The organism is Mammaliicoccus sp. JADD-157, assembly GCF_049310805.1.
Classification (GTDB): Bacteria; Bacillota; Bacilli; order Staphylococcales; family Staphylococcaceae; genus Mammaliicoccus; species Mammaliicoccus lentus.
In genome coordinates this window covers 480,032-493,374 of sequence record NZ_JBMOVZ010000003.1, presented here as the reverse complement: position 1 = coordinate 493,374, position 13,343 = coordinate 480,032, and the positions used below count along the sequence as shown (strand labels likewise).

Annotated in this window: 14 protein-coding genes; 13 read left to right on the top strand and 1 reads right to left on the bottom strand. The window is 30.2% G+C overall.

What is annotated here, in order from left to right:
* Window positions 1–39 precede the first annotated feature (39 nt).
* From ACO6VN_RS11450 to ACO6VN_RS11405, 10 genes are all read left to right on the top strand, one after another.
* Entirely contained in the window at window positions 40–645 is a 606-nt protein-coding gene (locus ACO6VN_RS11450) for a class F sortase (protein WP_153021200.1), read from the top strand.
* A 55-nt stretch (window positions 646–700) separates the two neighbouring features.
* Window positions 701–1,258: an RNA polymerase sigma factor gene (locus ACO6VN_RS11445; RefSeq protein WP_353804846.1), complete on the top strand. Its 558-nt coding sequence runs from the start codon at window positions 701–703 to the stop codon at window positions 1,256–1,258.
* A 1-nt stretch (window position 1,259) separates the two neighbouring features.
* Window positions 1,260–2,018: an anti-sigma factor gene (locus ACO6VN_RS11440; protein WP_064210935.1), complete on the top strand. Its 759-nt coding sequence runs from the start codon at window positions 1,260–1,262 to the stop codon at window positions 2,016–2,018.
* Window positions 2,019–2,107: 89 nt separating this feature from the next.
* A complete protein-coding gene (locus ACO6VN_RS11435; protein WP_064205168.1) occupies window positions 2,108–3,364 on the top strand; it encodes a hypothetical protein in 1,257 nt (418 codons plus the stop codon).
* Window positions 3,365–3,460: 96 nt separating this feature from the next.
* Complete coding sequence (locus tag ACO6VN_RS11430; protein ID WP_325889505.1) at window positions 3,461–4,930, top strand: Mur ligase family protein; 1,470 nt, start codon at window positions 3,461–3,463, stop codon at window positions 4,928–4,930.
* A gap of 184 nt (window positions 4,931–5,114) precedes the next feature.
* Entirely contained in the window at window positions 5,115–5,819 is a 705-nt protein-coding gene (locus ACO6VN_RS11425) for a hypothetical protein (RefSeq protein WP_422404694.1), read from the top strand.
* A gap of 52 nt (window positions 5,820–5,871) precedes the next feature.
* A complete protein-coding gene (locus tag ACO6VN_RS11420; protein WP_422404693.1) occupies window positions 5,872–7,068 on the top strand; it encodes an MFS transporter in 1,197 nt (398 codons plus the stop codon).
* Window positions 7,069–7,091: 23 nt separating this feature from the next.
* A complete protein-coding gene (locus ACO6VN_RS11415) occupies window positions 7,092–7,334 on the top strand; it encodes a DUF805 domain-containing protein (protein WP_422404692.1) in 243 nt (80 codons plus the stop codon).
* Complete coding sequence (locus ACO6VN_RS11410) at window positions 7,319–7,543, top strand: hypothetical protein (protein WP_422404691.1); 225 nt, start codon at window positions 7,319–7,321, stop codon at window positions 7,541–7,543. The genes ACO6VN_RS11415 and ACO6VN_RS11410 overlap by 16 nt, the downstream gene beginning before the upstream one ends.
* Before the next feature lie 157 nt (window positions 7,544–7,700).
* Window positions 7,701–8,264: a DUF488 family protein gene (locus tag ACO6VN_RS11405; protein ID WP_422404690.1), complete on the top strand. Its 564-nt coding sequence runs from the start codon at window positions 7,701–7,703 to the stop codon at window positions 8,262–8,264.
* A 116-nt stretch (window positions 8,265–8,380) separates the two neighbouring features.
* On the opposite strand, the gene ACO6VN_RS11400 is transcribed toward ACO6VN_RS11405, so the two are convergent.
* Entirely contained in the window at window positions 8,381–9,109 is a 729-nt protein-coding gene (locus ACO6VN_RS11400; RefSeq protein WP_216683485.1) for an IclR family transcriptional regulator, read from the bottom strand.
* Window positions 9,110–9,204: 95 nt separating this feature from the next.
* On the opposite strand from ACO6VN_RS11400, the gene ACO6VN_RS11395 reads away from it, so the two are divergent.
* The 3 genes from ACO6VN_RS11395 to ACO6VN_RS11385 are packed head-to-tail and all read left to right on the top strand — an operon-like array spanning window position 9,205 to window position 13,094.
* On the top strand, window positions 9,205–10,611 hold the full coding sequence (locus ACO6VN_RS11395) for a sodium:solute symporter family protein (protein ID WP_216683486.1): 1,407 nt from the start codon (window positions 9,205–9,207) through the stop codon (window positions 10,609–10,611).
* Window positions 10,601–11,959, top strand: a complete 1,359-nt coding sequence (locus ACO6VN_RS11390; protein WP_216683487.1) for a dihydroorotase — start codon at window positions 10,601–10,603, stop codon at window positions 11,957–11,959. The genes ACO6VN_RS11395 and ACO6VN_RS11390 overlap by 11 nt, the downstream gene beginning before the upstream one ends.
* Window positions 11,949–13,094: a Zn-dependent hydrolase gene (locus ACO6VN_RS11385; protein WP_422404689.1), complete on the top strand. Its 1,146-nt coding sequence runs from the start codon at window positions 11,949–11,951 to the stop codon at window positions 13,092–13,094. Before ACO6VN_RS11390 ends, ACO6VN_RS11385 begins: the two co-directional genes overlap by 11 nt.
* The last annotated feature ends 249 nt before the right edge of the window (window positions 13,095–13,343 follow it).

The window sequence follows — 13,343 nt, the reverse complement described above, 5'->3', positions numbered from 1 at the left end:
AAAAATTAATGCGTATACCCTATAAAGGGTGTGAGTGATTTGAAGAAAATAATAATAATACTTATTTTAGCGATATTTACAAGTGGATGTATGAATGCTAATGACACAGATAGCGATGTAAATAAAAACAAAGATAGCAACTTAAAGAGTGAGAAATCTACTAAGGTAAAACCTAAAAAGTTCGAAAGTTATGACAGTGAGATTGTGCCTGTGAAGATTAGTATTCCGAGGTTAAATATTTCTAACAAATTAGAACATACTGGTGTTAATTCTGATGGCGAGATGGAAGTACCTAAAGATATTGATACACCTGCGTGGTTTAAAGAAGGTTATAAGGTTGGAGATAATGGAAACGCGGTTATTGCTGGTCATGTAAATGATGGGCAAAATCCAGGTGTCTTTACGGATCTGCATAAATTGAAAAAGGGCGATGAGATTGAGGTAGAAGATAAAAATCATAAGAAGTTAATTTTTAAAGTATATGATAAAAAATTATATGAATTAAAAAAATCACCAGTAGAAAAAATATTTGGATATTCTAGCAATAGACATTTAAATTTAATCACTTGTGAAGGAGAATATAACCCCGAATTAGGAAGTACACCGAATAGATTAGTTGTGTATACAGAATTAAAAAGTGGTTGAGATTTTGCATATGACGTTCACTCTCATATAATGGTGAGTGTCAGGGGGTGTGACAATGGAAGAGTCGGATGTAGAAGTGTACAGTAAAATTATATCTAAAGACGCGAATAGTTTAGAAATCTTATACGATCGCTATGAGTCTTTATTGTATAATTTTATTTATAAAATAACACAAGATAAGCAATCAAGTGAAGAAGTGCTTCAAGATGTATTTATGAAAATTTGGAATCAAAAAGCAAGATTTGATAGTAGCAAGGGGAAAATGTCAACATGGCTTATTACAATTTCAAGAAATCTAGCAATTGATTATATTCGAAGAACCAAAATGTCAGCATATGAATATGATGAAGAAAGAGATAATTTAAAAGCTGATAATGTACCAGAATCCGAATTAATAACGAAAGAACAATCTGAACAAATTAAAGAATGTATAGACGAATTAGATGAAAAACAACAAATAATTCTATATTTATTTTATTTTAAAGGTTGTAATCACAAAGAAATATCGAAAACACTTGAAATACCTCTAGGAACAGTCAAAAGTAGACTGAGGTTATCCATTCAACATTTAAAACATAAATTCAAAAATAATAAGAAGGGAGAGATGAATTAATATGGAATGTGAAAAAATATATGAATATTTTAATGGCCGACTAACTGAAGAAGAAAAGCAAGAATTCGAAGAACATCTAAAAACGTGTAAAGCATGCCAAGATGAACTAAACGATTTAAATATATTAAATGAGTCTCTTCCTTATCATGTTGAACGTGTAACTCCTCCTAAAGAGATGAAGAGCAGAATAATGAATAATATATTAAATGAAGACAATAAAGAAGAAGAATCGTCACACCAAGAAAAAAGTGGATCGTTTATTGAAAAGAAACAAAAACCTATAAAACGAAAAAATAATATAATTAGAAATATAGCATTTGTAAGTATGGCTGCACTTTTATTTATATCTTTGATAGGAAATGTTTATCAATTTAATACACAAGACAAAGAAAAGAAACCGAAAGATAATAAATTAATCAATAAAGATGATGCACAAGTTATAAAATTAAAATCTACCGAACAAGATAAAGTTCAAGGAGAAGCTTTTGTAGCAAAGAGTAATAATGAGAAGCAATTAGTTGTACAAGCAAACGGTTTACAAGAAACAAAAGGTAATCAAGCATACCAAGTGTGGATACTCAAAGGAGAAAAGCCATACCGTGCAGGTACATTTGTTTCTAGCAAAGATTCCGGAATGGTTGTCTTTGACCTAAGCGATATTGAATTAGACAAACAAGATAAAATAGCGATTACACTCGAACCATCACCTAATAACCAAGCTCCTGAAGGGGATATTATTATGGCGAGTGAAAAAGTTTAAAAATTTTTTAGAGATTACATTAAATAATGTGATCTCTTTTTTTATTTGTTACGTATACCTTATGAACAAAAAAATAAAGGAGTGATTTGATGAATATTTCACAGAAAGTATTAGCTATGTCATTATCAGTTTCATTGTTAGGGACGGGCGCAGGTATGTCACAAGTAGCACAAGCACACGACGCATCGCATGAATCGGTTACAAAAACAGATAGCAAAGCGGTTGAGTTAAGAAGTAATTTAGACATGTTACTAAGTGAACACGCGTATTTAGCAGCGGATACAATGAGAAAAGGTGCAGAAGGCTCTAAAGACTTTGATGAATCAGTAAAATCACTAAATATGAATACGAAAGAGTTATCTAAAGCTATTGGGGATGTATACGGTAAAGACGCAGGAATGGAATTTGAAAAAATGTGGTCTGAACATATTGGTTACTTTGTAGATTACGTGAATGCTACAAACAACAATGATGAAAAAGGACGACAAGAAGCGTTGAATAACTTAGATAATTATAGAGATACGTTCTCACAATTTATGGCTACAGCCACTGATGAAAAATTAGAAGCTAAAGGATTATCAGACGGTTTACAAATGCATGTTAACCAATTAGTTAGTGCATTTGACGCATCGGTAAATGGAGACTACGACAAAGCTTATAAATATGAAAGAGAATCCATTCATCATATGTACATGGTGAGTAAAGGCTTATCGGACGCAATTACTAAACAGTTCCCAGAAGACTATCATCATACAAGTGCAACTACTAAAGCAGCAGACTTAAGATCAGATTTAAATTATCTCATGAGTGAGCATGCAGCACTAGCAGCTGATGCAATGCAAAATGGATATGATGGTTCTGAAAATTATAAAGCCTCTGTAAAAGCGCTAGAAATGAATACGAAAGACTTATCAAAAGCAATAGAAGACGCATATGGTAAAGACGCAGGAATGGAATTTGAAAAAATGTGGTCTGAACACATTGGTTACTTTGTAGATTATGTAGAAGCTTCTAAAAATAACGATAAAGATGCTAAACAAGAAGCGAAAAGCAATTTAGATAATTACAGTAAAGAGTTTGGAGCATTCTTATCTAAAGCTACAGATAATCAACTGAAAAGTAATGAATTAGCTGATGGTTTAGGTATGCACGTAGATCAATTACTAGCTTCATTTGATGCATATACAAAAGGCGATTATAAAACATCTACTATGAAAGTAAGAGAAGCATACGCTCATATGTTTATGCCAGCTAAAGGTTTAAGTAACGCAATTGTAATGCAGAACAAATCAGATTTTGAAATGGATATGCCAAAAGAAATGCCAGATACAGGTGCACAAAAATAATTAGCAATTAATGATTTAAGAGGAAACTATTTCCCATGGGGATATAGTTTTCTTTTACATGGATAAGACTGAATCATTCATTAAAGGGAGAAAAATATGGAAATTACAAATGTATTATCAAAAATAAAAAGAGATATCATATTTGATGATCATAGTTACAAAGTTAATTTTAATAAAGATTGTTCAGATGTAACATCTATGTATCAAGATATTCAAGACTCATCAATTTTTATTTTGAAATCATCAAAGCATTCAAAAAAATATGCAATAGAAGCGGTTAAGAAAAACCCAGTGTTAATCATCACGAATATGCCATTAAATAGTTTGGATGATATTAAAGGGAATGTCTATGTTGTGTATATAGATAATTATGAATCAGTCGCAATTAAACTAGTCCACTTATTCTACGACAAATATATAGAACAATTAAAATTTATAGCAGTTACGGGTACTAATGGAAAGACTACTACAAGCCATATGATATGTAAGCTATTATCAAAAATGGATGTAAAAGTAGCTACCATTGGTACGTTAGGCGTTTACGATGATGACTATAATAAAATAGAATTTTTACATTCAACTCCTACAACACCTATGCACTTTGAATTTGCCGAAATCATAAAGTATTTCGCTGAACGAGATTATGATTATATTGTATATGAAGCAACATCTATCGCTCTAGATCAAAGAAGAGTAGATTTTATTGAAAATGAAATAGCTGTATTTACAAACTTTAGTTCTGAACATCTAGAATATCATCACACAATAGAGAACTATTTAGAATCAAAACTAAAGCTAGATCAATTAAGTAAGAGAAGCATGGTGAATTATGATACTAAAGAATATTTAAAAATATGTAATGACAAATATCATTTTTCTAATAATAACGATACCTATTATAAATATGAGTTGAAAAATAATAAACTATATATATCAATTGGTAAAGAAGTTTATAAATTAGATGTCCTATTCAATGGAACACATAACTATATTAATCTAGCGACTAGCATATTTACGTTACACAAATTAAACTTTAATATTATAGATATATTAAAAGCAGTTGAAACGATGAAACCCCCAGCACATCGATTTGAAACGTTTGAGATAAACGACTATCAATTCATATTAGATTTCGCGCATACACCATTAGCAATTAAAGAATCCATTGAAGACGCCTTAAGATACGCTTCAAATATAGATAAACAACTTACAGTTATGATTACAGGAGTCGGATTAAGAGGCTACGATAAAATAGAATCCACTATGAAACTCATTCCAAAGTATATCGATCAAGTAGTATTAGCTTCTGAGCAAGTTGGATATGAAAATGAAAATTTAATTATCGATACAATGATTAAAAATTTACCCAAAACATACGATTTGAATAATCTCATTATAGGCAAATCTCGAAAAGAAGCAATAGAGAAAATAATAAATAAAGTTAATAAAAAAGAAAACATTATACTACTAACAGGCATTAATGAGCCACAACACTACCGAGGAAAACTCATTGGACATGACGATAAAACATATATAACAAAGTGTATTAATCATGAGCGAGGTTGAAAGTTGATATAGAGAATCAAAGCCTATTTATATTAAAGCGGAAAAATGATAAGTTTTTATAGTATTACTTTTAAAAAAAGAGGTTTTATTGTTGGCAATGTTCCGTGAAACGCTAATATGGATAGTTATATTTATCTTCAGTGTTATAAATACTTTTTCAATAGTCGTTGGGAATGGTGAATTATTGAATATACCATTATGGAGTTCGTGGCTATTTCTCTTAGGAATTACAATTGTTATCACGACAATATTTCTATTTCGTAAATTTTTGCAAAAAAAGTATTCATCTTATAGCTTAGTTGATGAAAGTAAATTAAATTTAAAGGAGAATGAATATTTCTTTCAATCTCCTTTATACATAGTTGATAACCAAGTGATTCCTATATACGGAGAAGGAAATATAACATATACTCCAACTTATTTTAATAAATTGCATAAACTAATCAGTCTTTTTGGTTTTATGCCAATTTATAGTACTTATTTGTCATCTGATAAAAATAAAATTAAAATTATTCTGCGAAATGCATTTTCACTTAGATATAAGTATAATATTTATTTAAATAATGATTTTGTAGGAATTTATGAAATGAAAAAGCTCATCAAAGATAAAGGTATTAAGCAACAATTACCTTACACATTTCGTTCTGAAGATGATGAGTATTCACTTCACAATGCATATATGAGCACTAAAACTACTATTACAAATAATAATGATGCAGTATTATTTCAAGCGGATAGAAGTGTTTTTGACTTTTCAAAAGAACAAAATACAAAAAAGCGCGGTGAAAAACACTATATTAAAATTGATGTTGCCCACGAATATTCAGAATTACTTTTGGCACTTTATATACAAACAATTATTAATAAACAGAGTCAAAAAGCTTCGTAAGAACTAAAAATTGAGGTCATAAAGGTATTATTAAAAAGAAGGAGAATAGCTAATGCAGTATAATTTAAGTTTTTATTCACTTTTAATAACACAACTTTCTACTAATTTAGCTTTTTCTTTCTACACTATGGCACTTACTTATTATGTATATAATCTAACTAATTCAGTGTTTTACTCAAGTTTAATAACGTTTATAAGCGTTGGCTCCAAAATCCTTTCAGGCTTGAGTATTTCTATTATTACTGAAAGAATTAAAGTGAAAAGTTTATTGACATTTAATACTATATTTCAAATATTAAGTATAATATTACTACTAATATTTATAAAAAATAGTGCTAACCTTATCATAATTTATGCCCTTATTATGTTTTTATCTTTTGTAAATGGTATTTTCACACCTTTGAAATCAAGAATATTGAAGGAAAATCTAGATAAAGAAAATATGGCAAAAGGTTTATCAATAATTACAAGTTTAGATCAAATATTATTGTTTTCTGGGTGGATATTAGGTGCTTGGATTATTTCGATGATTGGTAACAATAATCTCCTAGTATTATCTTTAGTATTGCTTTCATTAGCATTTATAGCTGTTATTAATATAAAAATAGAAAATAAAAAAGAAGAAATAAATAGTAAAAACCCTATTAGAACGATTATGAGTAGTTTTTCTTTATTGAACAGGAAGCCTTTGATACGTAATTTGATTGTGATAGAATGTTTAGAAGTTTTAATAGGCTCTATTTGGATAGGGTCAGTTACATTAAAATTTGTTCAGGAACACTTAGGCCAAGATGTTACTTGGTGGGGGTACATTAACGCTAATTATTACCTTGGCACTATATTTGGAGCATTTGTTGTAATGAAATATAGCAAATTATTTAATCATCAACCAATTAAAAAGATAGTAATATTTATGATGCTATACGGCATTTTGTTAATTCTATATTCGGTGAATGTTATAGATATTATAGCGTTATTTTTGGTCTTATTAGTGGGTCCAGTTTTACAAATTAAAGATATAATTCAAGAAACCTTCATTATTAATAACATTGATGAAAAAGATATGATTAAAATAACAGGATTGAAAAATTCACTTGTCCAGGTTTCGTTTTTATTTTCTATCTTAATAGTAGGGTATATAACAGATCATATTGAAATACAATATATTTATACTATATCGGGGATAATTACATGTATAATAGCGGTTATTTTTTCTAAGTTCAGTAAAATAAAAAAATTACATATATAAAATAAAAATCTATTATTCTTAATATGAATAATTTTAAATTCATTTGCTATATAAGGTTATACCTTTGGCATCCTTTTTGGATCAACTTTGTAATAACTTCTCTCTTAGGAATGGTTTCAGCTGGGTTTCTAAGCGGACTTTTCGGATTGGCAGTCATAATACCTTCATTCACTGTTATGACAAGACGTTTACATGATTCAAATCGTACAATGGTTCTTGCAATCATTTCTCATATTAGTGGCCTTATGCTTTGGCTGCGACTGTAACGTTTGTTGTAGCTATCCTTGTAGCTGCAGGCGCTGGAAGTACTGGTATGCTTGGTGCGTCGTTGATGGCTGGTGCATTTGGTACAGTTGTAGCTGGAGTAGTGACGTTATATACATTGTATGTGTTAGTTAAGCCTGGTGATAAAATGGCTAATAATTATGGTTCTGGCGGTAGTTGTGATATTGCTCCAGAAGTTCAAACTCAATAATTAAACTTCAGTGTTTATGTATCCTATCATTTATTGATAGGATTTTATTTTGGTTTGGATTAATAAATAAAATGATACAATGTATAAAATGTAACTACACTTGGAACTAAGATGTTTCACATGAAAAAGATCTGTAAACATGGAGGTAATGAAATTTATGTGTGTATATACTATAGGTCATTTTGATTATGAGTTAGATACTTTTCTAAAAATGTTGAAAAAGGCTCATATCACAATGATTGTTGATATTCGTGCATTTCCTAATAGCAAAAGACATCCGCAGTACAATCAAGGGTCATTTAAGAAATGGCTGAAAAATCATGATATAAATTACCATCATATAGATTTATTAGGTGGAAGACGAAAACCATCTCAAGAAGTAGGGGAAACTTTAAATGAAGGTTGGAAAAACCATTCATTTCATAATTATGCAGACTACACATTAACAGACGATTTCAAGACAGGTATTAAATCATTAATAAATGATACTAAAAATGATACTGTAGCAATTTTATGTGCAGAACAACATCCTTCAAGATGTCATCGTTTAATTATAAGCAATTGGTTAGTGGCATATGATACAGAAGTTAAACATATTATATTGAACGATAAAGAAGGAATAAAAATAGTGCCACATAAACTCGGACAATGGGGTGCAATGCCAATTATAGAAGATGATGGCGAGGTTGTTTATCCGGAAGAAACAGGGGAAAATAATTAGTTATAGTAGGGATATGAAAATTATATCTATATTTAATAATTTAAAACGACATTGATGATTTATTCAATGTCGTTTTTTATTAATATATAATAGGAATAATCTTTCTTATTTGGATTTTAATCATTTTGCATTAAAAAAGCGATTTCTTTTGTCATGTTTTTAAGGTAACTAATAATTTCTGTCTTCTTTAAATCATCTATTCTAAATTCAGGAGCAGCGACTGAAAGTCCTCCAATCAGCTTTTTTTTGACTATTATTGGTACCCCGATGCCTATTGCACCAACGTCAACCTCAGATTTAGAGATGGCGTGTCCTTTATTTCTTATATTTTCTAAATCTTTGCTAAAAATCCCTTTATCTATATCTTCGCTTAATTCAATTAAATCATTTCTATAATTTTGTTCTGCGAATGCAATAAGAACTTTAGAGGAAGCACCGAAATAAGGTAGAAATACCTCATTTTTATAAAAAGAAAACCTCAAATTTTGACTGCTTTCCACTGTATCTAACACCAACACACTACTTCCTCGTAAAGTTGTCAATATTATAGTTTCACCCAATTTTTCTACTGCTTCTTCAAGTAAAGGTCTAGTTATTTTAGTTAATTTACTATTTTGAGGATAAACTGGTTCGTACAAAGCTTGAATGACCCATCCTGGTTTGTATAACCCATCTCCTAAAGACTCAATTATACCTTGATTAACATGAGTTTTTATAATGCGATAAGCAGTACTTTGAGGAATCTCTAATTCTTGAATAATTTCTTTTATTCGTAAAGGACGTTTTTTGTTAATAAATAAGCGTAAAATTTCATTAGATTTTATAATACTTCTAATGTCATTCATTATGCACCTCTTTCTCACATTACAAGAATAGTGATTTGTTTATTATAAAATAATAACATAGAATACATATAAATTATAACAAAGGGGTGCTGTAAATGTTATTGCCATTAGTTATTGCATTAGGGGTTATGTTATCGGGATTATTTGTATTTTCTCTAATTATGGGAAAAAGACATCAAAGTCTTGATGATTGGAATGTCGGTGGAAGGTCTTTGCCAATCTATGTTCAAATTGGAACTCAATTTGCAACTGTTATGGGGGGTGCTGTAATTGTTGGTTTAGTAGGTACAGCCTATACTTATGGGTGGGCATCTTTAACTTATGGAATTTTGACTGCAATTGGATTAATTCCATTTATATTTATGGCGAAATGGTTAAGAAATAGTGAGTTTGAATCACTACCTGACGCGTTAAGTGCTATTTTTGGAAAAAATAAAATCTTTATGATTTTAGTTATTATCGCAACATTAATTGTTCCATTTGGATGGATGATTACTCAATTGGTTGGATTTGGAAAAATTTTTTCGGAAATTACCGGTTTCGAGCAAAGCACAGTTGTAATTATTTTTGCATTAATTAGTTTAGCTTTTGTGTTACCAGCCGGAATGACTACGGTTGCTTGGACTGATTTTATTTTTGGTTGTTTTATGATTGTCGGTGCAATTATTGCAGTTATAGTGGCACTACAAATGGGAGGAAGTTGGTCAGAAATAGTTACTAATTCAGAACCTCAATATACAAAAATGCCAAATGGATTATTTGGCATAGGAGGAACTATGATTTTGTTTTGGATATTTGGTGTAATGCCTGGTAATTTGACTAACCAACAAATATTCCAAAGAATATATGCTGCCGATAATGCTAAAAACGCTAGAATTTCTATTATTGCGACAGCTATTTTGTTTGCTTTTGCAACAGCATGGTCTTCAGTAATGGGTATTACTATTAGACATTTAAATCCAGGAATGTCTAATCCAGAAAATGCAACAGGATGGTTTTTAACTCAAACTCCTGTATGGTTTACAGTCATATTTTCTACTTTTATCGTTGCAACTATAATGTCTACTTTATCAAGCGCCATTCAATCTGTTGTTGTTACTTTAACGAAAGATATTTATGTAAGCTATATTCATCCAGAAACCACAAGGAGTCAACAAGTTTTTGTATCAAGATTGATTGCTGTAATCGTATTAATTATTGCAGTTAGTTTATCTATTTTAGTACCTCAAGCACTAGGATGGATTGTAGCATCCTTTGCTTATTCAGTATCAGCATTAATTGTTCCAATTATTTTTGGATTTATTTTTAAAGGAACAAGATGGATTAATACTTATGGTGGAATTAGCTCGATTGTAGGAGGAATTGTTGGTTCAGGAATTGCGCATTCTATAGGGACTTCATTACCATATGTATTTTATGGTATTTGTTTATCAATTATTTGCTTGTTTACAATAAGCTATTTAACTAAAAAGAAAGTTGAGGTTGTTCAAAATGAGATATGATGTAGTAGTTAGAGGAACTTATGTGAGTAATGGGTTGCAAAAAGGTGATATAGGAATACAAGATGGAAAAATTGTAGAGCTAAGTGGTTATAGAACTTTAAGTGCAGATAAAGTTATTGAATATAATGATGAAATTATATTTCCAGGTTTTATAGATTCCCATGTCCATTGTTATTCTAATCCAAATGAAGGAATGAATAGAGCTACAAGAGCAGCTGCACAAGGAGGAATAACTACAATTATTGATATGCCATATGATCGACCAGAACCTATTGATACTGTAGAAAAATTTAATAGAAAAATAGAAGATATAAATCAAAATGCAGTTGTTGATGTAGCTTTATGGGGAACGGTAGCAAAAAATAAAGGTGTGAATCAAGTTCAAAAAATGATTGATGCGGGTGCTATTGCATTCAAGTTATCTACATTTGAAACTGACCCTCAAAGGTTTCCTAGTATTCCGGACCATCAGATAATAGATATTATGAAAATTACATCAAAGAATGATATATTATTAGCATTTCATGCTGAAAATGAAGATATTATAACGAATCTAGTTAATCAGTATACTAGTGAAGGTAAGGTTGAAGCAATTTACCACCATCTTAGTAGACCGCCAGAATCTGAATCATCAGCGGTCTCTAGCCTACTAGACTTAGCATATTGGAACAATGCGAAGCTTCATCTTGTGCATATTAGCCATCCACACACTGTAGATATGATAGAAAAAATGAAAAAGATATATAGTATAAATGTTACTTATGAAACATGTTATCAATATTTAACTTTAGACACAGATAGTTTGAAAAAATATGGCGTTATAGCTAAGTGTAACCCAGCTTTACGTAGACCATCAGAAGTAGAACAACTAAATGAACAATTACAGAAAGGTGATATAGATTTTATCACCTCTGATCATGCACCATGGGTAAAAGATAAAACTGAAAAAAATATATTTAAAGCCCCATCTGGGCTTACAGGTTTAGATATTATGATTCCAGTTATGTTTGACTATCTTGTATCAAAAAAAGGATTTAATGAACAAAAGTTTTCGGAACTTTTTTCGTCTAACATAGCCGAAAGATTTAATCTTGTTGATAAAGGAAAAATAGAAGAGGGATACGACGCGGATTTTACTGTAATCAACCCTAATAAACCGTGGAAATTAGAAAAAGCATTTTACCAATCTATCTCAAATCAATCAGTATTTAATGGGAATACCATAGGAGCACAAATAATAGAAACAATAGTACGTGGAAAAACTGTATATCATGATAAAGAAGTTACATTTGAAAATAAAGGGAAATTTATACCTGGTCTTAAAGGGGGGAGATTAAGTGAATATTAATGGTGATAGATTAGAGTCATTATTTGAAGAATTAAAAGTTTATAATGACACACCTAATCAAGGATATACTCGTCGAGTATTTACGGAAATAGAAGAGCAATCATTATTATGGTTTGAAGAAGTGTTAAAAGAAAATCAATTATATTCTCACAAAGATAGAGTAGGAAATATTTTTGGGGTATATGGTGAAGGTGAAAACCCAATTTTAATTGGATCACATTTAGATACGGTACAGAACGGAGGTTTATATGATGGGGCTTTAGGTGTGCTGAGCGGATTAGAAGTTTTAATCACACTAAAAGAAAATAATATAAAACTTAATCAACCTATTATGCTTGTAGCATTTAGAGGGGAAGAAGCTAATCTTTTAGGCGGGACATTTGGTAGTCGAGTATTTACTGGTATGTTCGATTCTAATCATGAAGAGTTAGAATCGATTGGATTGAGTAAAAAAGATATTATAACATCGCGCAATTATAAAAATTTTCATAGTTATATAGAATTGCATATTGAACAAGGAGAAGTGCTTGAAAGTGAAAATACTGATATTGGTATAGTCACTAGCATTGCTGGTTTAAGGCGATATAGAATTGTGATTAAAGGTAAAAGTGGACACTCAGGCACTACACCTATGGCTTTAAGACAAGATGCTTTAAAGAAAGCAACAAAAGAATTACAAAATATTTTTGAGTTCTCGGAAACAATTGACAATAAATCAGTATTGACTGTTGGGAAACTTAATATGTATCCAAATCAAGCAAATGTTATACCTAATAAAGTGGAGTTTTTAGTAGAGTTAAGAAGTTATTCCGAGCAAAAACTCGACGAGTATCAAACACAATTATTAAGTAAACTTTCAGTGCAAAGTGAAAGACTTATAAAAAAAGAAACAACGGCATTAGATCAGCAAAATATATTAAAGTTATGTAATATAGCACAAAAATTAGGTTATTCTTATAAAAAAATGGTTAGTGGTGCAAATCATGATGCCAATTCAATTAGTACAATTATGCCTTCATCTATGATATTCATACCTAGCAAAGATGGAATCAGTCACCATCCTGATGAATATAGTAGTAAAGAACAAATAGTAAAAGGAAGCAATGTACTATTAAATTATATTCTAGAACATTAAATATAAGATAAGTTTTGGTACTGAATTTAGAAGAACAATGCACTTTCATTGATATTATTACTCAAACAAGACTATCCTTTGTTGGATTGTCTTGTTTATTTTATACATATAACTATTCTAGGATGCTAAAAAAAGAATTAGGCATGATTTTAATAATTAATAGTACTATAAAAAGGTGCTTTCATAATTCTTACTTAAGTGATAAGATTTCAATTGAGTTAAAAATAACAATAAGCTTAATTTATTGTG

Bases quoted from the DNA above. Each gene is read 5' to 3' on its own strand.
- ACO6VN_RS11445 (WP_353804846.1), top strand. From the start codon at position 701: ATGGAAGAGTCGGATGTAGAAGTGTACAGTAAAATTATATCTAAAGAC.
- ACO6VN_RS11440 (WP_064210935.1), top strand. From the start codon at position 1,260: ATGGAATGTGAAAAAATATATGAATATTTTAATGGCCGACTAACTGAA.
- ACO6VN_RS11435 (WP_064205168.1), top strand. From the start codon at position 2,108: ATGAATATTTCACAGAAAGTATTAGCTATGTCATTATCAGTTTCATTG.
- ACO6VN_RS11430 (WP_325889505.1), top strand. From the start codon at position 3,461: ATGGAAATTACAAATGTATTATCAAAAATAAAAAGAGATATCATATTT.
- ACO6VN_RS11420 (WP_422404693.1), top strand. From the start codon at position 5,872: ATGCAGTATAATTTAAGTTTTTATTCACTTTTAATAACACAACTTTCT.
- ACO6VN_RS11415 (WP_422404692.1), top strand. From the start codon at position 7,092: ATGAATAATTTTAAATTCATTTGCTATATAAGGTTATACCTTTGGCAT.
- ACO6VN_RS11405 (WP_422404690.1), top strand. From the start codon at position 7,701: ATGTGTGTATATACTATAGGTCATTTTGATTATGAGTTAGATACTTTT.
- ACO6VN_RS11400 (WP_216683485.1), bottom strand. From the start codon at position 9,109: ATGAATGACATTAGAAGTATTATAAAATCTAATGAAATTTTACGCTTA.
- ACO6VN_RS11395 (WP_216683486.1), top strand. From the start codon at position 9,205: ATGTTATTGCCATTAGTTATTGCATTAGGGGTTATGTTATCGGGATTA.
- ACO6VN_RS11390 (WP_216683487.1), top strand. From the start codon at position 10,601: ATGAGATATGATGTAGTAGTTAGAGGAACTTATGTGAGTAATGGGTTG.